The sequence below is a fragment of the Pseudomonas sp. GW822-FHT02E03 genome (assembly GCF_058802325.1).
In genome coordinates, this window is record NZ_JBXAOA010000005.1 from 106,589 (window position 1) to 131,873 (window position 25,285).

At 59.6% G+C, this 25,285-nt stretch carries 26 protein-coding genes and 1 pseudogene; 10 read left to right on the forward strand and 17 right to left on the reverse strand.

All coding sequences use genetic code 11. The features are described 5' to 3' along the window. Positions 1 to 23 precede the first annotated feature (23 nt). Together AC1RQB_RS05800 and AC1RQB_RS05805 are read right to left on the reverse strand one after the other, a co-directional pair. Positions 24 to 980 (reverse strand): putative 2-dehydropantoate 2-reductase, encoded by a 957-nt coding sequence (locus tag AC1RQB_RS05800; protein WP_063341090.1) that lies wholly within the window; start codon positions 978 to 980, stop codon positions 24 to 26. Then, the gene (locus tag AC1RQB_RS05805; RefSeq protein WP_063341091.1) at positions 977 to 1,363 is read right to left on the reverse strand and encodes a thioredoxin family protein; all 387 of its coding nucleotides are present in this window, start codon (positions 1,361 to 1,363) and stop codon (positions 977 to 979) included. Before AC1RQB_RS05805 ends, AC1RQB_RS05800 begins: the two co-directional genes overlap by 4 nt. Here AC1RQB_RS05805 and AC1RQB_RS05810 point away from each other — a divergent pair. Continuing rightward, positions 1,362 to 1,790 carry a PilZ domain-containing protein gene (locus AC1RQB_RS05810; RefSeq protein WP_063341092.1) on the forward strand — a complete coding sequence of 143 codons (429 nt, stop codon included), beginning with the start codon at positions 1,362 to 1,364 and terminating at the stop codon, positions 1,788 to 1,790. The two genes, AC1RQB_RS05805 and AC1RQB_RS05810, sit on opposite strands and share 2 nt — an antisense overlap. A gap of 203 nt (positions 1,791 to 1,993) precedes the next feature. Beyond that, on the forward strand, positions 1,994 to 3,070 hold the full coding sequence (locus AC1RQB_RS05815; RefSeq protein ID WP_007899930.1) for a 3-deoxy-7-phosphoheptulonate synthase: 1,077 nt from the start codon (positions 1,994 to 1,996) through the stop codon (positions 3,068 to 3,070). Positions 3,071 to 3,135: 65 nt separating this feature from the next. Here AC1RQB_RS05815 and AC1RQB_RS05820 read toward each other — a convergent pair whose 3' ends face one another. Continuing rightward, on the reverse strand, positions 3,136 to 3,417 hold the full coding sequence (locus AC1RQB_RS05820; protein WP_007899932.1) for a GNAT family N-acetyltransferase: 282 nt from the start codon (positions 3,415 to 3,417) through the stop codon (positions 3,136 to 3,138). A 629-nt stretch (positions 3,418 to 4,046) separates the two neighbouring features. Between AC1RQB_RS05820 and oprI the strand changes: the two genes are divergently transcribed. Beyond that, positions 4,047 to 4,298: an outer membrane lipoprotei OprI gene (gene oprI, locus AC1RQB_RS05825; RefSeq protein ID WP_003172710.1), complete on the forward strand. Its 252-nt coding sequence runs from the start codon at positions 4,047 to 4,049 to the stop codon at positions 4,296 to 4,298. Positions 4,299 to 4,421: 123 nt separating this feature from the next. Here the strand turns inward: oprI and AC1RQB_RS05830 are convergent, their stop codons facing one another. The 3 genes from AC1RQB_RS05830 to AC1RQB_RS05840 all read right to left on the reverse strand — a co-directional run bounded on the left by AC1RQB_RS05830 (position 4,422) and on the right by AC1RQB_RS05840 (position 6,737). Next, a complete protein-coding gene (locus AC1RQB_RS05830) occupies positions 4,422 to 5,393 on the reverse strand; it encodes a L,D-transpeptidase family protein (RefSeq protein WP_008075710.1) in 972 nt (323 codons plus the stop codon). A gap of 388 nt (positions 5,394 to 5,781) precedes the next feature. Next, positions 5,782 to 6,075, reverse strand: coding sequence for a hypothetical protein (locus tag AC1RQB_RS05835; protein WP_008075246.1), 294 nt, complete (start codon positions 6,073 to 6,075; stop codon positions 5,782 to 5,784). A 56-nt stretch (positions 6,076 to 6,131) separates the two neighbouring features. Beyond that, positions 6,132 to 6,737, reverse strand: coding sequence for an arylesterase (locus AC1RQB_RS05840; RefSeq protein WP_063341093.1), 606 nt, complete (start codon positions 6,735 to 6,737; stop codon positions 6,132 to 6,134). Between the two features lie 10 nt (positions 6,738 to 6,747). On the opposite strand from AC1RQB_RS05840, the gene AC1RQB_RS05845 reads away from it, so the two are divergent. Next, positions 6,748 to 7,431, forward strand: a complete 684-nt coding sequence (locus AC1RQB_RS05845; RefSeq protein WP_007899869.1) for an ABC transporter ATP-binding protein — start codon at positions 6,748 to 6,750, stop codon at positions 7,429 to 7,431. Then, the gene (locus AC1RQB_RS05850; RefSeq protein WP_063341094.1) at positions 7,431 to 9,935 is read left to right on the forward strand and encodes an ABC transporter permease; all 2,505 of its coding nucleotides are present in this window, start codon (positions 7,431 to 7,433) and stop codon (positions 9,933 to 9,935) included. The genes AC1RQB_RS05845 and AC1RQB_RS05850 overlap by 1 nt, the downstream gene beginning before the upstream one ends. A gap of 91 nt (positions 9,936 to 10,026) precedes the next feature. Here AC1RQB_RS05850 and greB read toward each other — a convergent pair whose 3' ends face one another. The 3 genes from greB to AC1RQB_RS05865 form a co-directional block, all read right to left on the reverse strand. Continuing rightward, entirely contained in the window at positions 10,027 to 10,500 is a 474-nt protein-coding gene (greB, locus tag AC1RQB_RS05855) for a transcription elongation factor GreB (protein ID WP_063341095.1), read from the reverse strand. Between the two features lie 67 nt (positions 10,501 to 10,567). Continuing rightward, entirely contained in the window at positions 10,568 to 11,845 is a 1,278-nt protein-coding gene (locus AC1RQB_RS05860; RefSeq protein WP_063341096.1) for a type II toxin-antitoxin system HipA family toxin, read from the reverse strand. After that, entirely contained in the window at positions 11,842 to 12,138 is a 297-nt protein-coding gene (locus AC1RQB_RS05865; protein WP_063341097.1) for a helix-turn-helix domain-containing protein, read from the reverse strand. The genes AC1RQB_RS05860 and AC1RQB_RS05865 overlap by 4 nt, the downstream gene beginning before the upstream one ends. Before the next feature lie 189 nt (positions 12,139 to 12,327). On the opposite strand from AC1RQB_RS05865, the pseudogene AC1RQB_RS05870 reads away from it, so the two are divergent. Continuing rightward, positions 12,328 to 12,423: pseudogene (locus AC1RQB_RS05870) on the forward strand (transcription elongation factor GreB); the annotation flags it as partial. Between the two features lie 18 nt (positions 12,424 to 12,441). Here AC1RQB_RS05870 and AC1RQB_RS05875 read toward each other — a convergent pair. The 3 genes from AC1RQB_RS05875 to AC1RQB_RS05885 form a co-directional block, all read right to left on the reverse strand. Beyond that, the gene (locus tag AC1RQB_RS05875; RefSeq protein WP_052964043.1) at positions 12,442 to 12,750 is read right to left on the reverse strand and encodes a hypothetical protein; all 309 of its coding nucleotides are present in this window, start codon (positions 12,748 to 12,750) and stop codon (positions 12,442 to 12,444) included. A gap of 259 nt (positions 12,751 to 13,009) precedes the next feature. Then, positions 13,010 to 13,444, reverse strand: coding sequence for a DoxX family protein (locus AC1RQB_RS05880; protein WP_063341098.1), 435 nt, complete (start codon positions 13,442 to 13,444; stop codon positions 13,010 to 13,012). Between the two features lie 105 nt (positions 13,445 to 13,549). Next, entirely contained in the window at positions 13,550 to 14,971 is a 1,422-nt protein-coding gene (locus AC1RQB_RS05885; protein ID WP_063341099.1) for an MltF family protein, read from the reverse strand. A gap of 234 nt (positions 14,972 to 15,205) precedes the next feature. Between AC1RQB_RS05885 and AC1RQB_RS05890 the strand changes: the two genes are divergently transcribed. From AC1RQB_RS05890 to AC1RQB_RS05900, 3 genes are all read left to right on the forward strand, one after another. Continuing rightward, positions 15,206 to 16,015 carry a TatD family hydrolase gene (locus AC1RQB_RS05890; RefSeq protein WP_007899841.1) on the forward strand — a complete coding sequence of 270 codons (810 nt, stop codon included), beginning with the start codon at positions 15,206 to 15,208 and terminating at the stop codon, positions 16,013 to 16,015. A gap of 207 nt (positions 16,016 to 16,222) precedes the next feature. Beyond that, entirely contained in the window at positions 16,223 to 17,704 is a 1,482-nt protein-coding gene (locus tag AC1RQB_RS05895; protein ID WP_063341100.1) for a methyl-accepting chemotaxis protein, read from the forward strand. Between the two features lie 217 nt (positions 17,705 to 17,921). After that, entirely contained in the window at positions 17,922 to 18,290 is a 369-nt protein-coding gene (locus AC1RQB_RS05900) for an Mpo1-like protein (RefSeq protein ID WP_008071687.1), read from the forward strand. Here AC1RQB_RS05900 and AC1RQB_RS05905 read toward each other — a convergent pair whose 3' ends face one another. The 3 genes from AC1RQB_RS05905 to AC1RQB_RS05915 form a co-directional block, all read right to left on the reverse strand. Continuing rightward, complete coding sequence (locus AC1RQB_RS05905) at positions 18,291 to 19,088, reverse strand: acyl-CoA thioesterase (protein WP_063341102.1); 798 nt, start codon at positions 19,086 to 19,088, stop codon at positions 18,291 to 18,293. It abuts the gene before it with no gap. Positions 19,089 to 19,335: 247 nt separating this feature from the next. Continuing rightward, positions 19,336 to 20,103 (reverse strand): CHAD domain-containing protein, encoded by a 768-nt coding sequence (locus AC1RQB_RS05910; protein ID WP_063341103.1) that lies wholly within the window; start codon positions 20,101 to 20,103, stop codon positions 19,336 to 19,338. Between the two features lie 44 nt (positions 20,104 to 20,147). Then, positions 20,148 to 20,426, reverse strand: a complete 279-nt coding sequence (locus tag AC1RQB_RS05915) for a hypothetical protein (protein ID WP_008071677.1) — start codon at positions 20,424 to 20,426, stop codon at positions 20,148 to 20,150. 245 nt (positions 20,427 to 20,671) lie between these two features. Here AC1RQB_RS05915 and AC1RQB_RS05920 point away from each other — a divergent pair, with 245 nt between their 5' ends. After that, a complete protein-coding gene (locus AC1RQB_RS05920) occupies positions 20,672 to 21,712 on the forward strand; it encodes a patatin-like phospholipase family protein (protein ID WP_063341104.1) in 1,041 nt (346 codons plus the stop codon). A gap of 141 nt (positions 21,713 to 21,853) precedes the next feature. Here the strand turns inward: AC1RQB_RS05920 and AC1RQB_RS05925 are convergent, their stop codons facing one another. Together AC1RQB_RS05925 and AC1RQB_RS05930 are read right to left on the reverse strand one after the other, a co-directional pair. Then, positions 21,854 to 22,552 carry a response regulator gene (locus AC1RQB_RS05925; RefSeq protein ID WP_008006017.1) on the reverse strand — a complete coding sequence of 233 codons (699 nt, stop codon included), beginning with the start codon at positions 22,550 to 22,552 and terminating at the stop codon, positions 21,854 to 21,856. A gap of 48 nt (positions 22,553 to 22,600) precedes the next feature. Continuing rightward, the gene (locus tag AC1RQB_RS05930) at positions 22,601 to 25,252 is read right to left on the reverse strand and encodes a DUF4118 domain-containing protein (protein WP_008071675.1); all 2,652 of its coding nucleotides are present in this window, start codon (positions 25,250 to 25,252) and stop codon (positions 22,601 to 22,603) included. Positions 25,253 to 25,285: the final 33 nt, after the last annotated feature.

Genomic DNA, 25,285 nt, shown 5'->3' on the forward strand with positions numbered 1-25,285 from the left:
CCTTCCCTCTCCTTTTGGCCGACTCAGTGATTACGTCGGTCGATAAAACTCAAGCTGCGATACAAGGCTTCAATTCGCGGCAACTCACATCCCGCCGCTTTCGCCGCTGCCAGTGGCCGAGTGTAGATGGCATCCAGTTCCAGCGGTCGCTTGTGCAGGAAGTCGTGGTACATGCTTGGCCAATAGTCGGGCATTTTCTCAGTCATCATGAACAGATGGTCGGCATATCCGGCCGGCATTTCGTGACCGCAGGCCGTTGCCCCCTGAACCACTTCGGTCATCAGCGCCTTGATCAGCTCCCGGCAGTCGGTATCGGCCATCAACGGCGTGGTGCTTGCCCCAAGCAGAACCGACAGGCCGTTGTAGGGGATATTCCAGACCAGTTTCTGCCAACGCGCCTGATGCAGGTTCGGCATGGCCTGGGAATCGATTCCGGCGGCGCGGAACAGCCCGGCGCCTTCCTCGACAATCGCCATCCGCGCCTGCTCATCGATTGCCGGGCCGCTGTGGTAGCCGACATTCACCGCGCCGAGCGCCTGATGGGTGATGACGCCAGGTCCCTCGCGATGGACGCAGATAAAACAGAGCCCACCAAGCAAGTGCAGCGAATCGGGGAGCAAGTCGCGCAGGCTGTCTTCGACGTCCAGGCCATTTTGCAACGACAGCACTTTGGCATTCGGAGCGGCAGCTTGAATGATTGTCGGCGCCAAGTCCGCGTTACTGGTGGTTTTCGTGCCCACCAGCAACCAGTCGCAGGGCGGCATATCTTCGGCCGTCGAATAGGCCTGAACCGGGTTCAATGTCAACGTGCCGTGCATCGCACTGTCGAGTTGCAGCCCGTGTTCGGCCACCGCTGAAAATTCACTGCGCAACAGAAAATGCACATCGAAGCCGGCACGCGCCAGCATCAACCCGTAGAAACCGCCGATCGCGCCGGTTCCGATAATACCGATTGTCGGCTTGGCAACTGCCCCTATCATGGTAATTCCTCTGCTATTCGACTCAACGCCAGCCCCACGGCTGCATTGAGCTCGGCGCTGATCAAACGCGACTGTAGTGCCCCAAAGAATTCACCGTCGCGCACTACAAACAGCGCCGGCAAATGAAAGACCCGATAACGCTCGACCACGCCACCATTGTTCCCTGCATCGATCCAGCACAGTCGATCGACCGCCAGATCGAACCTGGGCAATTGCTCACGGGCAAAACGGCAGCTCGCGCAGCCGACGCTGGTAAAGATCACCAGGGAAATACCGTTCATCGCCAACAGCCGTTGGTCGGCGTCGAAATCGGTCAGTTCCGATTCGACCACTATACTGGGAGAAACGATGTCAGATGGCCGACACAGGGAGTCCGTGTTCATGGGACGTTATCTTCCTCATCCTGACGATGTACCCGTCGAATTGACGTTGCTCAAACATGAGTGCATTTCGCGGCAACAGCTGCACACTATCAGCCTCGGCGGCGTGGCTTGCAATTACCACCGCGGATGGCGAAGGGGCACCGCACTTCAAGTGCGCATGCCGACCCTGAGCACCACAATCTGTTACCTGGGCTATGTGGCGTGGTGCCTGCGACGAAAACGCAGCTACCTGGTGGGCATCGCTTTTGTCGACGAACAGACCCTGTTCAGCGCACGAATGGGTGAGCAGGTTTGCCAGATCGAACGTTACTGCCGTCAGCACGAACCCCAAAGCGAACAGGTGAACAACCAGACCCTGGCCCTCGAATGGGTCCAGCTGCACGCCAACGAGTTCTCCCACGACACGGTTCGCAAGGCATTTGCATAGGTAACGCTGGTTTAGGGGGCGTTCTCGGTCAGTTTCCCCGGCGCGGCGGGGAAACTAACCGAGAATGCCCCTCTAACCGGTGTCTGCCCATTGTCGAGCCACGGTGTAACGCGCTAAGGTTCAGCTCCCCGACGCGCTTAATTTGCTGTGCTCCGCCGCGCGGGTTCGCTGGCGGCCGGCACCCGTGACCTGACGAGTAAACGATGGCTGATTTACCGATCAACGACCTTAACGTCGCCTCCAACGAGACCCTGATCACTCCCGATCAGCTCAAGCGTGATATCCCTCTGAGCGACGCTGCCCTGCGCACCGTCACCAAGGGCCGCGAAGTCATTCGCAACATTCTTGATGGCACCGACCACCGCCTGTTCGTCGTGATCGGGCCGTGCTCGATCCATGACATCAAGGCTGCCCACGAATACGCCGAGCGTCTGAAAGCGCTCGCGGCGGAAGTGTCCGATACCTTGTATCTGGTCATGCGCGTGTATTTCGAGAAGCCACGCACCACCGTCGGCTGGAAAGGCCTGATCAACGACCCGTACCTGGACGACTCGTTCAAGATTCAGGATGGCTTGCATATCGGGCGTCAGTTGCTGCTGGACCTGGCCGAAATGGGCCTGCCGACCGCAACCGAAGCCCTCGACCCGATCTCCCCGCAATACTTGCAGGATCTGATCAGCTGGTCGGCGATCGGTGCACGCACCACCGAATCCCAGACTCACCGTGAAATGGCTTCCGGCCTGTCCTCGGCTGTCGGCTTCAAGAACGGCACCGATGGCGGCCTCACAGTGGCCATCAACGCCTTGCAATCGGTCTCCAGCCCACACCGCTTCCTGGGCATCAACCAGGAAGGTGGCGTGTCGATCGTCACCACCAAGGGCAACGCCTACGGTCACGTGGTGTTGCGCGGCGGTAATGGCAAACCGAACTACGATTCGGTCAGCGTCGCGCTCTGCGAGCAAGCGCTGAACAAGGCGAAGATCAAGCCGAACATCATGGTCGATTGCAGCCACGCCAACTCCAACAAGGACCCGGCCCTGCAACCGCTGGTGATGGAGAACGTCGCCAACCAGATCCTCGAAGGCAACCAGTCGATCATCGGCCTGATGGTCGAAAGTCACCTGAACTGGGGCTGCCAGGCGATCCCGAAAGACCTCGCCGACCTGCAATACGGCGTGTCGATCACCGATGCCTGCATCGATTGGACCGCCACCGAAAACACCTTGCGCAGCATGCACGCCAAGCTCAAGGATGTGTTGCCTAAACGCGATCGCAGCTGATCACCGTTTCACGCATAAAAAAACGCCAGGCTTAAACCTGGCGTTTTTTTATGCGTTCGCTTTATTCACAGCTTGGCGGCATGCCGCGCGTGACGCTCCATGTAGCGCTCCACATAGGAACACGATGGAATGACTGTGTAGCCCATTTCCTCGGCGTATTGCAGTGCCTGCTCGGTCAACGCCGCCGCGATGCCGCGACCACGCAGCGCGTTAGGCACAAAGGTACGATAAATATCCAGGGTCTGTTTCCCCAGATCCATATAGGTCAGGTAGGCACGATAACCGTCCACAGTGGTCTCGAACTGATGACCAGCCTGGTCATGGTGGATGGACAACGCCTCGCTCATCACTACTCCTCGCGGGTCTTTAATTCTGACCCCTACCTTACCGATGTTTTTCCGGCGAAGGAACATCTACGCCACCCTGTGCCTGAATGGACACCGAGAGAGCAACACCAATCTCGCGCAACCGAGCACGTATCAAATAGTAGGCACCATTGGCAGAAATGCTCAAGGGACGCTCGTCATGCTGGCAGGCGGATGTTGCTTGGGTAATGCAGGGGCGGCCTGACCGGAATCTTCCCGAGTCGAGCCTGAACATTGCCGGATATTGCGACTTAAGACGAGCGCCCTTTGTTTAAGTCACCTCAACATGGATAAAGATATGAGAGCCGCTGCGCAAAATCCGAACAAAAGTCTGGACGATTCCATCTAGACAGACTTTAGTCGAGACTGAAAAACAGCTGCCGAGGTGGGGAACTTTTCTTTGGCGGCTCGCTCAGCTCGGGCCTCGCAGCTGGATATTTTTTATACAATGCAGTTAAAAGTTGCTCGAAAAAGAATCAACGCCTACAATTTTTTTTGCTTCTTGCTCTACGTCAGTTTACTTACTACAAGTAATGGGTAGTATGTACGCCGGCTATTTCCTCACTCTGAGGAGACAGCTACTTAATAGAAAGTCCTTGAAGGGGAACACGATGAACAACGTTCTGAAATTCTCTGCTCTGGCTCTGGCCGCAGTTCTGGCTACCGGTTGCAGCAGCGTATCGAAAGAAACCGAAGCACGTCTGACTGCTACTGAAGACGCAGCAGCTCGCTCCCAGGCTCGTGCAGACGAAGCTTACCGTAAAGCTGATGAAGCTCTGGCTGCTGCTCAAAAAGCACAACAGACTGCTGACGAAGCTAACGAGCGTGCTCTGCGCATGCTGGAAAAAGCTAGCCGCAAGTAATAGTCCTTCGGGATTGTTATCAAGCCGACCCATTTTTTGGGTCGGCTTTTTTATTGCCCGCTGTTTCTGCAGGCCATAAAAAACCCGCCGACGCGGCCTGCGTCGGCGGGTTCCTTTAAAGCGTTACTGCTGCAGGTCGATCGGCGCACTCGTTACCATCGACGCCGACGCATTCGGCACGGCGATTTCCACCGGCAGGCCATCTTCAGCGGCAACCACGTCACGCACCACATCCCAGTTCATGCGCAAGTTGTTGGTGATGTCCTCACGCTTGAGCATCGCATTGATCACTGCGGTGTGCTTGTCGACTACCGAAGGGTTGCCCTTGTCGTCCAGCGGCGTGTGCGCTTCCAGATAAACCTTGCCGGCGCTGAGGCCGAACTTGTATGGGTCGTTGATGATCCGCACCGACGTCCCGACCGGCACCATGCTGGCCATTTCCAGCACGTTGTTGTTGAACATGCGGAAGCAGCCGTGGCTGGTGCGCATGCCGATACCGAATTTCTTGTTCGAACCGTGGATCAGGTAGCCCGGAGTGCCAAGAGTGAACTTGAACGGCCCCAGCGGGTTGTCTGGGCCGGCTGGCACCACATTCGGCAGTGGATCGCCATCAGCGGCGTGCTCGGCCTTGATCGACGCTGGAGGCGTCCAGCTCGGGTTCGGCGTCTTGGCGATGATGCTGGTGTGGGCAATCGGCGAGCCCCAGCCTTCACGGCCGATACCCAGCGGGAAGGTGTACACCACGTCCCGGCCTTTCGGGAAATAGTAGAGACGGTATTCAGCCAGGTTGATGACGATGCCTTCACGAGGACCCGGCGGCAGGATGAAACGCGTCGGCAAGACGATTTCGGTCCCGGCGCCCGGCAGCCATGGATCGACCCCAGGGTTGGCCGCGACCATTTCCGAGTAGCCCAGATCGTAGGTGGTGCCAAGGTCGGCGAAGGTGTCTTCGTACTTGGCCTTGATCACTTGCACCTGGCCGATGATGTCTTCACCGGGAGGTGGCAGGGGTAGCTCCAATGCTGCTACCGGACCCGCGACACAGAGGGCGGCAAGAGACAGGCAGCGGGTGACGGCGGGAAAGCGCGGCAACATCCGGAAAATCCTTCGCATGATCGACAAGGGTATAAAAACGGGATTGTACACCGCCTCCCGTTATTTCGGGGAGACGTAAAGACCTGTGGTTGCGGGGCTTGCCTGGGGAGGTTATGGAGGCATAGGTATTTATCTTGATGGTGTACATATCCGTTTCTGCGGTCGCGGCTTCTATTGGTTTCGCTTTTACAGCGAGTCACTTTCGAAAAGCGCGAAAGTGACTCGCTGTAAGAGCGAAACCCTAAGCCGCTGTTACCGCAGAAACGGATATGTACACCATCAAAAAACAAGCCGCCTGGTATACAGCCTTCGCGGGCAAGCCTCGCTCCTACAAGAGCGGCGATAACTGCCGGCCCAACACAGAGGAAGCCCCCTCGCCACAGGCGATCTAAAGCTCGAACCGCAACTCAGGCCAGATCGGCGAGGTGCCGCGTTTTTGCGACTCCAGAATGGCCCGGCACAGCGAGCACAGACGCTGGTCCTGGAACACGGTACGGTCGACGCTCGACCAGCGCGGTTGCGCCGGCAACAGGCTGCCGCACAAGGTTCGGTCCACCGAGCCGCCCAACTCCAGCTGACGCGTCACCAGATGCACGCGCACTTCCTGGCAGGCGAACAGATCCAGCTGTTCGTCAGGCTCGATCAGTTGGTAGGCAAATAGGGACCAGGCAGGACGCGGCATCGGGGGCTCCAAATCGGGGGCGCCACCTTAGCCGAAACACCGCCGCTAGAAAAGCGTCAAAGCAGCGGTTTCAGTGTCGGCCAGACATTTTCCAGCAACTTGTTCTGCGCCGCCTCAGCCGGGTGCAGGCCGTCGCCTTGCATCAGGTCCGGATGACCGCCCACACCGTCGAGAAAAAACGGCACCAGCGGGATCTTTTTCTCGTTGGCCACCTTGATGAATACCTCGGCAAAGGCCTGGGTGTAACGCACGCCATAATTGGGTGGCAATTGCATGCCCAGCAACAGCACCTTGGCGCCACTGACGCGGGAGCTGTCGATCATCGACGCAAGATTTTGTTGCAATTGTGTTGGCGGCATTCCGCGCAGCCCGTCATTGCCTCCCAACTCGAGGATAACCAGCGCAGGCTTATGCTCTGCAAGCAGCGCCGGCAGGCGCGCCCGGCCTCCGGCGCTGGTGTCGCCGCTGATGGATGCATTGACCACCTTATCGTCGAAACCTTCGCGCTTGAGCCGTTGCTCAAGCAATGACACCCACCCCAAGCGGGTATCCAGCCCGAAACCGGCGCTGATACTATCGCCAACGATCAGGACGGTACCCGCCGCTGCGTTCTGGGCCATGCACATCAAGGCCAGGCCAGCACTCAAAAACCACACACGCATCGGATTCTCCATGGGCGCAAGCATTCTCACCGCGAAGAACCTCAGCAAAGTGGTTCCGAGCGCGGAAGGTGAACTGACTATCCTGCACGAACTCAGCCTGGAACTGAACAAGGGCGATAGCCTGGCCATCGTCGGCGCCTCCGGTTCCGGCAAATCCACCCTCCTGGGCCTGCTCGCTGGCCTCGATCTGCCGAGCAGCGGTGAAGTCACCCTCGCCGGGCAAGGCCTGAGCAATCTCGATGAAGACCAACGCGCACGCATCCGAGCCGAGCATGTGGGGTTTGTTTTTCAATCATTCCAGCTGCTCGACAGTCTCAATGCTTTAGAAAACGTCATGCTGCCGCTGGAGCTCGATGGCCGCAAAGACGCCCGCGAGCGCGCCACCGAACTGCTGCAACGGGTCGGTCTGGGCCAACGCCTGACCCACTCGCCGCGCCAGCTTTCCGGTGGCGAACAGCAACGCGTAGCGATTGCCCGGGCCTTCGCCGCCGAGCCCGACGTGCTGTTCGCCGATGAGCCCACCGGCAACCTCGACAGCCACACCGGCGAGCGCATCAGCGATTTGCTGTTCGAACTCAACCAGGAAAGCGGCACGACCCTGGTGCTGGTGACCCACGATGAACGCCTGGCACATCGCTGCCGGCGCCTGATCCGCCTTGAAGCCGGCCTGCTGGTCGCCCCTCTGGAGCCTTGATGGCACGCTTGCCGCTGTTGCGCCTGTTCAGTATCGCCCTGCGCCAATTATGGCGCGATGCCCGCGCCGGTGAATTGCGCGTTTTGTTCTTTGCCTTGCTGGTGGCGGTGGCGGCGAGTACCGCTATCGGTTACTTCGGTGCCCGCTTGAACAGCGCCATGATGCTGCGCGCCACCGAGTTTCTCGGTGCCGACCTAGTGCTTGAAGGCAGCTCACCGGCGCGACCGGAACAGATCAGAAGCGGCACGGAGCTGGGCCTTGAACACGCTCAAGTGGTGGAGTTTTCCAGCGTCATCGCCACCGACAACGGCATTCAGCTGTCCAGTATCAAAGCCGCCGATGACGTCTACCCATTGCGTGGCGAACTGAAAAGCGCCCCCGCGCCCTTCGCGCCGGAAGAACCCGGTGGCGGACCGAAACCCGGCGAAGCCTGGGTCGAAGCGCGACTGCTGACCGCATTGGACTTGAAGATCGGCGACAGCATCGACGTCGGCATGAAAACCCTGACGCTGGCGCGGGTGCTGACCTACGAACCGGATCGCGCCGGCAATTTCTACAGCCTGACGCCACGGGTACTGATCAACTTCAGCGACCTTGAGGCAACCGGCGTGGTGCAACCCGGCAGCCGGGTCAGTTACCGCGAACTCTGGCGCGGCAACGCCTCGGCGCTGGAAACCTATCGGCAGCTGATCAAGCCAGGTTTGGCGGCCAACCAGCGTATCCAGGATGCTCGCGATGGCAATCGGCAGATCGGCGGCGCCCTGGGCAAGGCTGAACGTTATTTGAACATGGCCAGTCTGGTGGCGGTGCTGTTGTCCGGTGTGGCGGTGGCGTTATCGGCGACACGCTTCGCCACCCGCCGCTTCGATGCCAGCGCATTGCTGCGCTGCCTGGGCCTGTCCCGTCGGGAAACCATGGTGCTGTTCAGTCTGCAGCTAACCGTACTCGGACTGCTCGCCAGCGTCAGCGGCGCCCTGCTCGGCTGGCTGGCGCAGCTGGGGCTGTTTGCACTGCTGCGTGATTTATTGCCGACCGATGTTCCACCGGGTGGCCTGCTGCCGGCCATCGCGGGGATCGGCACCGGGCTGGTGGCGTTGGCCGGTTTCGCCCTGCCGCCATTGGCCGCTTTGGGTCGGGTGCCACCGTTGCGCGTGTTGCGTCGCGACATGCTGCCGATTCCGTCCAGCAGCTGGATTGTTTATGGCGCGGCATTGGGCGCCCTCGGCCTGATCATGTGGCGCTTGAGCCTGGACCTGTTGCTGACCTTCGCCCTGCTCGGCGGCGGTGTGATCGCGGCACTGGTGCTGGGCAGCGTGCTGTTGCTGCTACTGAAAAGCCTGCGCCGGATGCTGGCGCGCGCCGAATTGCCATGGCGCCTCGGGTTGGGCCAACTGCTGCGCCATCCACTGGCGGCGGCCGGTCAAGCCCTGGCCTTCGGTCTGATTCTGCTGTCCATGGCGCTGATCGCTTTGCTGCGTGGCGAATTGCTCGACACCTGGCAAAACCAGTTACCGAAAAATGCCCCGAACTACTTCGCCCTGAACATTCTGCCGGCGGACAAACAGGCCTTTACCGATCGACTGATGGAGTTGTCGGCACAATCGGCGCCGCTGTACCCGGTGGTGCCGGGACGGCTGATCAGCGTCAATGGCGAGCCGGTGCAGGACATCGTCAGCAAGGATTCGGCCGGTGATCGAGCCATTCAACGGGACCTGAGCCTGACCTGGGCGGCCGAGCTGCCGGAGGGCAACAAACTCACCGCCGGCAACTGGTGGGATCAGCAACCATCGGATGAAATACCGGGAGTATCGGTGGAAGGTAAAGTCGCCGAAAGCCTCAAGCTCAAGCTCGGCGATCACATGGTATTCACCGTTGGCGGGGTCAATCGGGAAGCGAAAGTCACCAGCCTGCGGGAGGTCAACTGGGACAACTTCCAGCCGAACTTTTTCATGATCTTCCAGCCCGGCACCCTGAAGGACTTGCCGGCGACCTACCTGACCAGCTTCTACCTGGCGCCCGGTCACGATCAGCAGATCGTCGATCTGTCCCGAAGCTTTCCGGCAGTGACCATTCTGCAAGTCGAAGCGTTGCTGGCGCAGCTGCGCAGCATTCTCGGCCAGGTCACCCTGGCGGTGGAGTATGTGTTGTTGTTTGTGCTGGCGGCGGGCATGACGGTGTTGTTCTCCGGTTTGCAGGCAACGCTGGATGAACGCATTCGCCAAGGTGCATTGCTGCGAGCGCTAGGCGCCGAGCGACAGTTGCTGGTCAGGGCCCGGCGGATCGAGTTCGGTCTGCTCGGCGCGGTCAGCGGGTTGTTGGCGGCACTGGGTTCGGAACTGGTGAGTCTGGTGCTCTACCGCTACGCTTTCGACCTGCCTTGGCATCCGCATCCATGGCTGTTGGTGTTGCCACTGATCGGTGCCGTGCTGATCGGCGGTGCCGGTGTGTTCGGCACGCGCCGCGCCTTGAATGCCAGCCCCCTGACAGTCTTGCGTGAGGGTTGATAAACACATCAAGTATTCAATCGCAAGAAGTCACCACGAGCCGTTATCGCCCTCCCCGTAGGGCGATTGCTCGGAAAACGCCGAGTACACCCTATTTCGGGTATCTGATCTCGTTTATCCACCACAACACTTCTCCGCTCGGGGTCTGCACAACGGCCTCATCACCGACCTCTTTCTTCAAAAGCGCACGCGCCATTGGCGAATCGATGGAGATGTAATCGTTGCGACCGTAGATTTCGTCATACCCCACAACCCGGAATTTCTTGATTTCACCTGCCTCGTTTTCAATCTCGACCCAAGCCCCGAAAAAGACCCTGCCTTCCTGCTCAGGCGAGTACGCGACCACCCGCACATCTTCGAGGCGCTTGCGAAGGTACCGAACACGCCGGTCGATTTCCCGGAGCAGCTTCTTGTTGTATTGGTAATCCGCGTTTTCGCTACGGTCGCCGAGCGACGCCGCCCAAGTGACCTTGCGCGTGGTGTCAGGACGCTTTTCCCGCCAAAGGTAGTCGAGCTCCTGCTTCAGAGCCTCATGACCTTCCTTTGTGATGATGTTCGTACTCAAGATGGATTTCTCACTAACGATTTATCTCCAGCAAGGTTATATCGGCTCTTGGAGCCCCAGGTCGCGCTCAAGCGAAGCGCACCCTTGAATCACTAAGGACCCGGTGAATTGCTGCCCCCGCAGACTTGGGGATTTTCAGTGCTCTGAGCACACGATCCCAGTCATCAAGCGCCGCGAGGGTTTGGTCTAGGTATTCATCAGGCTTGAGGTATTTGTAATCCTTGCACAGGTCTCTGATGACCTTTCGTGTCGGTTTACCATGACCTGAAAATGCAGTGGAGTGCTCACCCATCCCATTGGAGAAAGTAAGGTCGTACGCTGGAGACAGCTTCCAGCCCCCCTGCCCACTTTTGTCCTGAGGCTCGTGATACAGAAACGCAAAGTTTTTGGTGTGATCGTCGTAGTTGTGGAACACCGCATTGAAGATCATGAGCCTTGCCATTTTCTCAACCTCGGCAGCGCTTTTCGTCAGTGCGCTTGTCAGCTTGAGTAGCTGGCTGTAATCCATCGTCGGCGCCCGGAAGTCTGCGTAGACCAACGCGCAGAGGGTAATCATATGAATCTTGCGATCGCCATCACGATCGAAACGTTTGGCTGCGAAGAACCGCTCAAATCCGCCCTGGCGCATCTGCACCTTTAGCAGTTCCGTATGCGCCATATTCACCCCGGCCATTCTGGCCATCACCGCATACGCTTGCTCGATCCCTCCAGTCTCCAAAGGCTCACTCAGAGCCCTGAACTTCACAAGCCAGTGAGCGTATCCAGGTGGAAGTGGGCCAAAAGCTGAAGTCGCAGTTTCAAGATCGTGTGACAGTGCGGCGATTGCTTTGGGGCGAGCACCACCGGGGGAGCCACCCGCCAAACGTAACCCCTTGAGCACTCCTGGGGTGTCTCCTTGTTGTACCTCGACAGATGCCTCGAATAGGCGAGCAAGATTCACTGACTCGGCGGCGATCTTTTCTGCTTTGGGATGGTACTCAAAGATCCCCATAGCCCGATCACCAATATAGGCCAGCCGATCCAGCGGACTGAGCGTCAGCGAGGTGCCTGCTCCGAAGGTCGCGTCGAAGAATCTATCCATCAGCAGAAGCCCCCAACCGTCCGGCAAGGAATCTGCAAATGGGCCATGCAAGCCCTTGAACAAACGACTTTCACGAGCGAGCTGTGGCTTGTCATCGAATGTCATTGTCAGGGGAGAAAGGTCGAACCCCTTGGCCAGCCATTCTTTGTCGTACACAAAGTAGATGCCTTTCCCCTCGATACGGCTCAATTCGCCAACCATTACGCCATTGGCAGTGACGGTGAGCGATTCAGTGGGCTTGAACCTGGGGATAGGCGAGCTCATTTGGTGCCTCGTTTACGCTTGAGATTTTTTAGCTCGTCGATTGAGCCTGGATGCGAGGGTTTGAAAAGACTCATCACCGGCGTTAGCTCATCGAGCGCCGTGGCCAGGAGAATCATGGACTCAAGAGTGATCGAGCCTGAGCGTTCGAACCGCTTGATGGAGGACTCAGACACTCCGGATTGCTCAGCCAAGGTTCTGCGAGAAAGGTTCTTGGACAAGCGCAACGATTCGGCATTCTTCCCCAGCTCGCGTGCGATTTCCGCTGGGCTGTACAAAAAATGCAAGAGCGACATAGCTTTCTCCGAACACACTATTGGTCAGAACTGATCCAGTATGACCAATAATATCGAACAAAGGATCTATTCTGACCAGTTGCATCAATAGCAAGATATGTAATTTGTTGCATTAGTGGTCATATTTGACCAATTAACACAAAATAATAACTATAAAAGGTCAGATACGACCAATAGAGTTAAAATGAGCGCGCCTTGATCGGCAAGGCACTGGACGCCGAAGTGCGGGTCCAGACACCGACCGGTGAACAACTCGTGTATATCGTGGCGATCGACTATTTTTGAGCCGCGGCGCTCTGAACCTCAGCGACGGGTAATCAGCCCTTGGCGAGCCACGCGAGTCAGCTGCCTGATCACTTCAGGCGCATCCTCGGCGTTGGGTGCCAGAATCACCGCCAGATCGAAACTGTCGTTGGCAAACCGTGCCAATGACTCGCCGTCGTCGACAAACTGAATCAGGAAAGCAGCAGGCCCACCGGTGCGACGTGGCCAGCCATCGAGGTAACGCAAAAGCGTCGGCTGATGTTTACCGCCAAGCAGGATTTTTGGATTGCGCTGGGTGAGGTGTGCCGTGATCGGCGCGGGGCGTATAACGGGGCTTAATGCATTCATTGTGTCGTGTCTCTGCCTCAAAAGTCTGCATGGCAGGTGAGAGGCAACACCGAACCAGCGCTTTAGCGGTATTTCGAAGCCTGTTTCAAGCTTCTATCGGCAACTGAATGAGTCACCTGGCGCCCCGCAAGTAGCTGTTTAAATCGGCGCATGGGCAGCATCCTAGAGAAGCTGACCGGACAGTGTCAAGAATCACCAGCAACAAAAAGGCCTGCACAGTGCGTCGCACAATGCAGGCCTTTTCGTTGAGCCAGGGCAGTCAGTTGGTGATGGCGCGGTCTACCGAAAGTTTGCCTGCACCTTCGATCAGCACCGCGAGGCTGCCACCGAGCAAAGCCAGGGCGAACTCATAACCGTTGTTAGCCATGAACAGGCCGTTGCTGATGTGCACTGTGAAAATAGCCACCAGAGAGAGAAAGGTCAGCCCCAGCGCTGCCGGGCGTGCCAGCAGACCGATGATCAGCGCCAGACCGCCGAAGAACTCGGTACCACCGGCCAGGATCGCCATCACATTGCCCGGAGCCAATCCAATGCTTTCCATGTACTGCGCAGTGCCGGCAATGCCGTAGCCGCCGAATGCCCCAAAGAGTTTCTGTGAGCCATGGGCCGCGAAGATGATGCCGACGAAAATACGCAGAATCGTCAGACCGTAGCCCGCGCGAGTGAACAGTACCTTGTTGATCAGTGTGCTCATGCTGTGTCATCCATTGTGAGTGTGTGTGTTGGTTGGCCGCTATATTAATCAATAAAACTCATGTTAAAAGCGCAAAAAACGCACCATAACAATCAGCTTAGTCGATCATTTCCGTGAGACCACTTTTTGCCCCTGAGGCTCCAACGACTCCCGCTCCCGATCGAACGCCAAGTAATACTTGTTCACGCTATTAACATAGCTGACAGCCCCCATCCCCACCTGCTCCATGGCGATGCGCTCGACCTGGAAAAACCACTGATTAGGATTCAAGCCGCGCCGCCGGGCCTCGGCGCGCATGCCTTGAACCCGCTCCGGTCCCATGTTGTAGGCCGCCAGCACGAACGCCATGCGCTCGCGCTCGTTGAGTTTGGGGCTGGCGAAAAACTTGCGGCGGATCATCGCCAGGTACTTGGCGCCGGCCTGCACATTGGCGTCGAGGTTTTGAATATTACTCACGCCAACCCGTTGGGCGGCGGACGGGGTGATTTGCATCAGGCCGGTGGGGCCGCTACCGCTTCTGGCGTTGGGTTGCAGCGCCGACTCCTTGAAGGCCAGCGCTGCCAGGTTCAGCCAGTCCATGCCTTGGGCTTCGGCATGTTTTTGCAGTACTGGTCGAAGTTTTTCCAGGCGCTGCCGATCGGCCTTGGCCAAGGGATAGTGCACTTGATACAGGCGTCGATAGATTCGCAGGAACGCCGCATCCTGGTCCGACGGTTTCTTGTAAGTCGTCAGGAAGCGATCGATGCTCGAACGCAGCATTGAAGCGTCGCGGCGCACAAACCAGTATTCCTCGCCTGGTTCGCTGATCATGACCTGCCGATCGAAGCGCAATTTGGGTAGGATCTTGCCCCAACGTTCGGCAATCGGTTGCTCGACAATCGTCAGATGAAAAATCCCGCCCTGAACCATTTCCAGCACGTCCTCGACCGCCAGGCTGGGATCGACCCACTCGATCTTCACCGGCGGCAGTTTGTGCAGCGCGAGTTTCTGATTGATCTGACTGACCGCATCCCCGGCGGCACTGCCGGTGGGCAGCGCGAGGGTTTTGCCCGAGAGTTGTTCGAGACGGGTGTAACGTCGCTCGCCTTTGATCCCCACCAGCAGCAACGGCACGTTACTGGCAATCGGCTGACTGGTACTGACGGCGAGGCTCGGTTGCGGGTCGAGTAATTCTCCCGGCGCAACCAGATCACCCTCCCCGCGCTGCAACGCACCGAGCAGTTGATCCTTGGCTTTGGGAATGATCTTGAGGGTGATTTCCTGGCCATCGCGGGCATGGCCATTGAGGTATTGTTCGAAAGCGCGCAGGCGGTGGTATTCGACGCCGATGGCCTGGCCCTGGACTTCACCGGAGCTGTTGCGGCTCTGGTTGACCAATACCCGCAACACGCGACTGCTGCGAATCTCCGCCAGGTCGCGGACCTTGGCCGCCGGCACGGCTTGCAACGGCCCGGCCAGACGCGCAACCGCCGGCATGGGCAGCAGCAACGAACAACACAGCAGTAACAAAACCGAGGGACGAATCATCCACTCTCCGGAAAGAATACGGGTCGACTCATGGATAATTTCATGACGTCGAGCGACAGAAACAGAGCGCCTGAAGCGCTGGTAAAGTGCGTGAGAGTGGCACAGTGATGGCAAATCTACCACCCGACCTGTCTCGCGGCCTCAACAGACAGCTTTAACTGGTTGTAGTTCTTGGCTTTTCTTATAAATCTACGGCTCTGATATGCTTTCCGGCCTTTGGTCCGAGGTAGCACCATGCAACTCATCGATATCGGCGTCAACCTGACCAACCCCAGTTTCGCCGACAAACACCAGGCTGTGCTCGACCGTGCCTATGCTGCCGGTGTCTGCCAACTGGTGCTCACCGGGACCAGCGTCGAGGGCAGCGAACAGGCGCTGGAGCTGTGCCAGCAACTGGACGAAAGCGCTCAGCGGCTGTTCGCTACGGCCGGTATTCACCCACATTCGGCCAGCGACTGGAACGCCGATAGCGCTCAGCGCCTGCGCAGTTTGCTCAAGGAGCCGAACGTGGTGGCCGTGGGTGAATGCGGCCTCGATTTCAATCGTGATTTCTCGCCCCGCCCGCAACAGGAAAAGGTCCTCGAAAAACATCTGGAGATGGCGGTCGAACTGCAATTGCCGGTGTTCCTGCATGAGCGCGATGCCAGCCAACGATTGCTGGAGATCCTGCGTGATTACCGCGACCAGTTGCCAGCCGCCGTGGTGCACTGCTTCACCGGTGAAAAGAAGGCGCTGTTCAGCTACCTCGATCTGGATCTGCACATCGGCATCACTGGCTGGATTTGTGACGAGCGCCGGGGCACGCACCTGCATCCACTGGTCAAAGAGATTAAACGCGGGCGCTTGATGCTGGAGAGCGATGCACCGTATCTGCTGCCCCGCAGCTTGCGCCCCAAGCCGAAGAATGGCCGCAACGAGCCGGCGTATCTGACTGAAGTGTTGCGTGAGGTGGCGTTGCATCGTGGGGAAAGCCAGGAAGACCTGGCAAATCACACCACAGCATGCGCACGGGCATTCTACGGGTTGCCTTCGATCCCCCAGTAACTACAAATCCCCTGTGAGAGCGGGCTTGCTCGCGATGACGAAATATCAGTCGACATCTCTGGTGCCAGATACACCGCTATCGCGGGCAAGCCCGCTCCCACAGGTTAGCGGTGTTGCCCATTGATCCATATCAAGAGTCGCCCCCCTGAGTAGCGGCACACTAATGGCACCTTGCCAAAACTGTTTCCGCTATCAGAGAAGACCTCCATGGGTGCCTGGCTTAGCAACATCTCGCTGAAATACAAATTCTGGGCGGTCAACGCCGTTGCCTTCGTCACCACCCTGTTGCTGGTGCTGTACGCCGTGCAGCTTGAACAACAAGCCCGCAGCCACGCCGCCCAGGCGTCGGTTCAGGCCCAGGCGCGATTGCTCAATGCCTGGCCTGCCGGGCAGCCGCTGCCCAAGGCCGATAATCTGCTGACCTTCAATCGCGGGCAGGCGCCGTTACTGAATGGGCAACCGGTGCTGGAGCTGACCGATACCAACGGTTGGGTCGAGATCAACGCTATGCCGCTGTTCGGTGAAAACCCGTTGATGGGCGCCGAGGTATTCACTCGCCCTGACGGTCAACAGGTCGCGGTAATTGCCTATGGCCCGAGCCTGAGCCACGTGTTCGGCGAACGCTTCACCCACTACGCGGTAGCGGTGTTCATCCTGATGCTGGCAATGCTCGGCGCCTCGCAACTGTTGATCCGCTTCCTGCTCAGCCAGCTCAACACGTTGAAAGACGTGATGCTCCATGTCGAGAAAAGCGGCGACCTGTCGGCCCGTGTGCCGCTGGCTTGCAAGGATGAAGTCGGGCAGATGGCCAATGCCTTCAACGCCATGCAGGCCGGTTATCAGCGGGTGGTCAACACCGTCGCCAGCACTGCGAGGCAACTGGATGTCGGCGCCGCGCGGCTGGCCTCGAGCATGAACGAGGTGCGTCACGGTATGCTCGGTCAGCAAAGCGAAACCGATCAGGCCGCCACAGCGATCAACGAAATGACCGCCACGGTCCATCACATAGCCCAACACGCCGGCGCCACCCGCGACCTCTCGCAAACCGCCGACACCCTGGCCGGCAGCGGCCAGGAAGTGGTCACTCGGGTGCAGCAATCGATTGGCGGGTTGTCCACCGGCGTGCAGCAAACGGCCGAGATGATTCAGCGTCTGGCCGAGGACAGTCAGAAGATCAACGGCGTGGTCAGCGTGATCCACAGCATCGCCGAACAGACCAACCTGCTGGCCCTTAACGCCGCCATCGAAGCGGCCCGGGCCGGGGAAATGGGCCGCGGGTTTGCGGTGGTCGCCGATGAGGTGCGTAACCTGGCCAAGCGAGTCCAGGCGTCCACCGACGAGATCACCACCATGGTTTCAGCGCTGCAGGCCGGCACTCGGGATGCTGTGGACTTCATGCAGGAAAGCTCGTACAAGGCGGACGACTGCATGCAGCAGGCTCAGGAAGCCAGTGTGGCCCTGGCCGAAATCACTGGAGCGGTGGCGCAGATGCGTGAAAGCAATACGCAGATCGCTGTGGCGGCCGAGCAGCAGAGCCATGTGGCGGAGGAAATGAATCGGGCGGTGGTGAGCATTCGCGACGTCACCGAAAATACCGTGCAGCAGACCGTGAATTCGGCGATCACCAGCAATGAGTTGGCGATGTTGGCCGGGGAGTTGAGCAAGGCCATAGGTCAGCTGAAACTGTGATGGCCCCATCGCGGGCAAGCCCGCTCCCACAGGATTAGCGCTATTTTAAAACTTGCGCATTACCTGTGGGAGCGGGCTTGCCCGCGATGGCGTCAGACCGAGCAAAATCAATCCTGACCATTACACCTATTGCGCCGATAGCCAGCCTCGATTCGCCGACGGCTTTCGCCCGGCCTATTCTTTGTTCAAGAGCCTCATCGAACCAAGGATAAGCATCATGGGCAAACGTCATCCCAACCTTCCCGCCTGGCAATGGCGAGCGTACCCGCATAATCACCAGCACCCGACCAATCTGGTGTTGCACCTGATTGCCGTGCCGCTGTTCATCGTGGCGTTTTTGCTGATGGTCTCGGGGGTGTTCAGCCTGGATCTGGCGAGTATCGCGATCGGCGTTATCGGCCTGATCGCCGCCCTGGGTCTGCAGCGCCAAGGTCATCGCCTGGAGGCACAAGCCTCCGAGCCCTTCAGTGATCGCAAAGATGCGGTATCACGCTTGTTGGTCGAGCAGTTCCTGACCTTCCCACGGTTTTTCTTCAGTGGCGGCTGGTGGCGCGCCTGGCGTGAACGCCACCGCCGTCGTCACTGATCAGGCGAAAATCGTGACTGTCTGCCGGCTCATGGCGATCAACTGACCGTCTTCGCTCCACAGTTTTGCGGCGGCGTGCCCGTAGCCGTCAGCGGCATACTCGATTTCAACCAGGTACTTGCACCAGTCCAGCGTGCTCAACGCAAGTAACGGCTGGACGAATTCGATGGTCCAGGTCAGCGTGCTGCCTGCCGCCGGCTTCTTCAGATACGACAACAAGGACGGCGGCCAGGCGTCGACCAGCGCCAGAATATGCGCCTCGCTGACCACCTCGTCCTTCCCTTCTCCACGCAAGCGCACCCAACCTCCCATGTCGCGGGAGGTGTTGCCGGTGAACGGCAGGCCACCGACACTCCAGCGCATTGCCAAATGACGCATGAATTCCGGGGTCACCCCTTTGATATAGGGCATTTCCTGGCAGTCGTCCCAGTGCTTCATCTCGGGCGCAGCGTTGGCCGTGACCGCCACTTCGGAAGGTCGCGAGGCGCCGAAGCTGCCCTGGACCAACGTCACCACCTGGCCCTTCTGCATCGCCCGGCCCAGCACCTGGCTGACGGCTTTGCCTTCGCGCAACACATCGACTTCAAAACTGACTGGCACATCGGGTACGACCGGGCCGACAAAGGTGATTGCCAGCGAACGCACCGGACGATCCGCCGGGACTTTTGCGCGCATGGCTTCGTATTGCAAGGCGGCTATCAGCCCCCCAAAACTCGCCCGGCCCTGGCCCCATTCGGCCGGAATAGACAGCTCCTGCGGCTGACTGCGCACAGCGTCGAGCAGATCGGAAAAGTGCATGGGAACCTCAGAGACAGGAAAATGGATGGAACGATCTTAACCAGCGCGCAAAGCCGATACAGCGCTTATTCCGGCCAAAATCACTGACAGATGAGCCGTGCTCGGCTCGAACACTCATTCCCTGTTCACCACAAAACAACTGTGGGAGCGGGCTTGCTCGCGAAAGCGCTCTGACATTCAACATTTTCGTTGAATGTCATGCCCTCTTCGCGAGCAAGCCCGCTCCCACATTTGATCTTTAGGGTTTTCAGGATTTGAAGCAGGCGGCACTGAATTTTTCGAGGACGCGGTCGGCGCGCGCTTCGGCCTCGGCCAAGGTGGTTTTCCAGGTCGCGACACAGGGCTGCAAATCGGGCTCTTCTTTGGCGCGGTCCAGCCACTGCCAGCTGTCGTGCCAATCGCCCAAAGCGGATTGGGCCGATTTCAATCCGGACAGGGCCGCTTCCGGCAAGCGATCCAGTTCGGGGTAGGCTTCGATGCCATAGCGCACGCGCTTGATCAGCAGGCGCAGGCGATGGCGGTCATGGGCGGGGTCATGCAGGGCCTGGTCGAGTTTCTTCCATTGTTTGCCCAAGCGTTTTTCGATGCGCTTGCGCAAGCCCTTGAGCAAGCCCTGACGCTGAGAAGCCCGCAGGAAACGCGGAAAGGCGTCGAGGATCATCAGCATCTGCGCCACTTCCGGGCTCGCCGCCACGACGGGATAAACCTCGTGCATCCGCGCCATGCGCCGGTGCGCGGCCTCGGGTTGATCGTGCTGGAGCAGGTACGCTGCCAGCACTTCGCGATCGCGCAACGGCGTGGTCAGGTCACCGACCCGGGAAGCCGCCGCTTCAAGTTGCTCGACTCCGGGCAAACCGCGCAAGGGCCGCAACAAGCTGCGCAAACGCCGCACGGTGGTGCGTAGATCGTGCAGGGCTTCAGAATCGGTACGGGCACTCAAGCGTGCCTGGCAGGCGAGCAGGCGAATGTCCAGGCTCAGAACGTGAGCCACCAACCGATCAACCAAGGCAGACATCGCTTGCTCCGTAAATCGAATTCCCCCATTGGCTATAGCATGCTTCAGCGACCGGCGCGAGATTCACGAATGTAGAAGCGCGCCTTCTCGGCCTTCTTGGTGCACCCCTCATACGCTTCGAATTGCTGCTGGGTCTTGGCGCCGGTCAGCAACGACAGCGCCTTGGAGTAGCTGACAGTCCCGGCAAAGCCCTCGACCTTGGCCAGATCCAGTTCACGCCAGGCGGCGTCGAGCTGGCTACCGCAGCTGTCACGGTAAGCGGTTTTACCGGCACAACCGGCGAGTGCCAGGGCAATCAACGGCACACAGATCCAGACTTTCATCACTCACACCTCAAAGATAGGTAAATATGCATGCACGTAAGACGGTCTGGCACGTGAAAAGTGCCTTGGGCTCGCCGTGGAAACATGCAGTGGAAACATGCAGTGAAAACATAGAGCCGGCGAGAATACCCATTCGCCTTGCCTGAGTGTCAAAAAACGACGCACTGGCCCCCTCGAACGACCATAGCGATTGAAGCGTGCCCCTCGATGGGTGCATTGTTGAACCTTGTCAGAGAGGTCGATTCATGAAAAAGCGTGTCGCACTGGTGTTGGGCTCGGGTGGCGCCCGGGGCTACGCCCATATCGGCGTCATTGAAGAGATCGAACGGCGCGGCTACGACATCGCCTGCATCGCCGGTTGCTCCATGGGCGCAGTGGTCGGCGGGATCTATGCCGCCGATAAACTCAAGGATTACCGCGACTGGATCGAGAGCCTGGATTACCTCGACGTGTTGCGTCTGGTGGACGTCAGCTTTCGCCTGGGCGCAATTCGCGGGGAAAAGGTCTTCGGACAGATCCGCAAGATCGTCGGCGAAATTAATATTGAAGACCTGCGCATTCCCTACACGGCGGTGGCCACGGACCTGACCAACCAGCAGGAAATCTGGTTCCAGGAAGGCTGCCTGCACCAGGCCATGCGCGCCTCGGCGGCGATCCCCAGCCTGTTCACGCCGGTGATGCAGGGCAATCGAATGCTGGTGGACGGCGGCATTCTCAACCCATTGCCGATCGTGCCGGTGGTGTCGAGCCATTGCGACCTCATCATCGCGGTCAACCTCAACTCCACCAACCAGCGTCACTATCAACTGCCAGTGATCCAGCGCCCGGCCGCGTTCAAGACCCGTTTTGACAGCCTGATCAACTCGTTGGGTTCGAAAATGCCCTTCCGCCGCAAACAGGCGGAACAATTGCTGCTGCTGGAAAAGGAGGCGTTGATGGCAGAAGCGGCCGATATCAATCCGTGGATCGAATCCGCCGCGCCCGAAGGCCAGCAACCGGCGGCGGCCCCGGAAAGCAACGGCGCACCGAAATCCGCCACCGGGTCGTTCATCATCGACAACGTCGGGCCGGCGTCCTTGCTGGACCTGATCAACCAGAGTTTCGAGGTGATGCAGACCTCATTGGCGCAGTACAAGATTGCCGGGTATCCGCCGGATATCCTGATCAACGTGCCCAAGCGGGTGTGCCGGTTTTTCGAGTTCTACAAGGCGCCGGAATTGATCGCGCTGGGGCGCGAGATTGCGCGCGATACGCTGGATCGGTATGAGAATGAGCGGGAATCTTGAGGTTCCTGGGTGAATGTGAGGGCCTCTTCGCGGGCAAGCCCGCTCCCACAGAGTTTTGTGGCGGTCACATGATCTGTGAACACCCGGAACACTGTGGGAGCGGGCTTGCCCGCGATGGCGCAGGATCAGGCACCACAAAAACTAAAGGCTACCCTCACTCAACAACCGATACCCAACCCCCGCCTCGGTAACGATAAACCGTGGCTGAGTCGGATCATCCGCCAGTTTCTGCCGCAAGTGCCCGACCACTATCCGCAGATAGTGGCTGTCTTCGGTGTGGGTCGGGCCCCAGATGTCCTTGAGCAATTGCTGCTGGGTGATGACCCGCCCCGGATGCCGGGCCAGTTGCGCCAATACCGCATATTCCTTGCGCGTCAGCGCCACTTCGGCACCGTCCAATAGCACCCGGCGATAAGCCAGGTCCACGGTGAGCGGGCCGAAACTGAGCGCCGCTTCCTGAGCCTCACCCGTCGGCGCCTGACGCAGCAAGGCGCGCACCCGGGCCAAAAACTCCTGGATGCCGAACGGCTTGGTCACGTAGTCGTTGGCGCCGCCATCCAGGGCTTGTACTTTCTGCCCTTCGCTGGCGCGTACCGAGAGCACCAGTACCGGCACCGTCGACCACTCGCGAAACTCGCGCAGCACCTGCTGGCCGTCCATGTCCGGCAGGCCGAGGTCGAGCACCAGCAGGTCGGGTTTGTTCAATGCGGCCTGGGCCAGGCCTTCCGTGCCGGTGCCGGCCTCCAGCACTTTGTAGCCTTGGGAGGCGAGGCTGATGCGCAGGAATTTGCGGATCTGCGGTTCGTCGTCGATGACCAAAATGGTCGCAGTCTGGCTCATGAATTCATATCAACACAAAGAAGTGGCAAGAGAGTAGCGCAGGCGAGATCAGGCTTCACTGTCCAATCCCGGTTGAGTCTGCAACGGCAGGTGCAGCGTGATGCAGGTACCGCGCCCTTCGATGCCGTCGGCGACGCTGATCCGCCCGCCATGGGCACCGACCATGCCCTGACAGATCGCCAGCCCCAACCCCGTGCCCTGCCCACCGCGATCACCGCGAGCGGCGGTGTAAAACATGTCGAAAATCTTCGCCCGGTCCTCCTCGGGAATCCCCGGTCCCTCATCGCTCACCGAAAAAAACAGCTCGCTGTCATTGGCCCCTGCACACAATTCAAGACGCCCGTGGGGCGGTGAGAAACGCGCGGCGTTTTCCAGCACATTGACCAGTGCTTGCTCGATCAGCGCGGCATGCACATAGAGCAGCGGCAACTCGGCCGGCACTTCGGTAATCACCTGCAACGATGCCAGCACCGCGCGCAGACGATTGAGCGAACTGCCGACGATGTCTGCTGGCGACACCCAGTCTCGCGCCAGCTTCAGGGCGCCGTGACCGAGGCGCGTCATGTCTAGCAGGTTTTGAATATAGCGATCCAGTCGTTCGGCTTCATCGCGGGTGCCTTCGAGCAGTTCGCGGCGGTCCTCCAAGGGGATCGCCTCGCCAAGCGCCAGCAGGCTGTCGATGCTGCCGCGCATGGAGGTCAGCGGCGTGCGTAAATCGTGGGACACCGAGGCCAACAGCGCGCTGCGCAGTTGCTCAGTTTCGCCATGCAAGCGCGCCGCCTCAAGGTCATCGGCCAGTTGCGCGCGGGCCAATGCCTGGGCCAGCGGTTGGCTCAGTGCGGTCAACAAGCGCCGCCGCTGGCCGCTCAGGGTCTGACCTTCTTTGGCACACACGCCGAGCAGCGCCAGCGGCCCATCGTCCACCGACAACGGCCACCACCACCAGCGCCCGAACGGCAAGGTGCCGGTGCCTGCGCCGGCCGGTTGGTCGTGTTGCCAGGCCCAATCGGCGGCGGCGCGCTCGGCTTCGGAGAACTCCAGCGGCCCGCCGGTTTCAACTTTCCAGCCGCTCTGGCCATCGCGATTGAGCAGGCACAGTTTCAGGTCGGTCCAGCCATTGAGGTGCTGCGCCGCAGCGCTGACCACGGCCTGACGGTCGGTGGCGGCGGTGAGTTTGCGCGACAGGTCGAGCAGTTCGCTGGTTTCTTCCTGGGTGTCGCGCAAGGCCTGCAATTGCCGCCGTTGCCGAGCCGCAAGGTTACCGGTCAAGGCCGCCATCAACAGAAAGAACAACAAGGTCAGCACGTCTTCTTCGCGCTGGATACGGAAGGAGAACGTCGGCGGGATGAACAGAAAGTCATAGGTCAGAAACGACAGCGCCGCGCAGGCCAATGCCGGGCCGAGACTGCTACGCACCGCCACCAGCAACACTGCGGCGAGGAACACCAGCGAAATGTTGGGCAGCGCCAAGGCGCTCGACACCGCCCAGGCCAGGGCACTGGCAAGCACCGTTGCCACCAGCGCCAACGCGTAGTCGAACCAGACCAGCGATTGCGCCGAGCGTTGGCGCGGCTGATGCTGTTCCTGATCACTGTCGAGCACGTTGATTTCCAGCCCGCGAGCATCGCGCAGTAAACGAGACGCCAGCCCGCCACCGAACAACCGTCGACGCAAACGCTGGCGTGACTGGCCCACCAGCACCAGGCTGGCGCGGCGTTCAGCGGCGTGCTGGATCAACGTTTTCGCCACCTCGCCCGCGCGCAGCAACACCACTTCACCACCGAGGCGTTCGGCCAGTTGTTGAGCGCTTTGCAGGCGCAGCCGCGATTGCTCGTCGCGCACACGGCCGTTGTCCACATGCACCAGGCTCCACGGCAAATGCCGCCGCTGGGCCACACGACTGGCGTGACGCACCAGACGCTCGGCCTGAGCATCGCCATCGACACCCACCAGCAAGCGACCGCGCACAGCCGGTGCGGCCTGCCCCAACTGGCGATAACCCTGGGCCAGATCGTTATCGACCTGAGCGGCGGCGGTTTGCATCGCCAGTTCGCGCAGGGCGGTGAGGTTGGTCTGGGTGAAGAATGCATCGATGGCCGCCCGCGCCTGCTCCGGCACGTAGACCTTGCCGTCACGCAGACGCTCCAGCAACTCGCGCGGCGGCAGGTCGATCAGCAGCAGTTCGTAGGCTTCTTGCAGCACCCAGTCCGGCAGGGTTTCGCGCACCTGTACGCCAGTGATGCCGCGCACCTGATCGTTGAGACTTTCCAGATGCTGGACGTTGACCGTGGTGAACACGTCGATGCCGGCAGCCAGCAATTCCTGAATGTCTTGCCAACGTTTGGCGTGACGACTGCCGGGGGCGTTGCTGTGGGCCAGTTCGTCCACCAGCACCAGTTTCGGTTTGGCGGCAAGCAGACCGTCGAGGTCCATTTCTTCGAGCATCACGCCGCGGTATTCCGAGCGCACCAACGGTTGCTGCGGCAAGCCAGCCAACAGCGCTTCGGTTTCGGCGCGACCGTGGGTTTCGACCACCCCGGCCATGACTTTCACGCCTTGACGCAGTTGAGTGTGGGCGGCTTGCAGCATGGCGTAGGTCTTGCCGACCCCCGGGGCGGCGCCCAGGAATACCTTGAGCCGGCCACGGCCATCGCGGGGCAGGTCTGCTAACAGCGCGTCGGCGCGGCCGGAGTCACTCATGCTTGAAGTTCTCTCTAATTGATCGTTCCCACG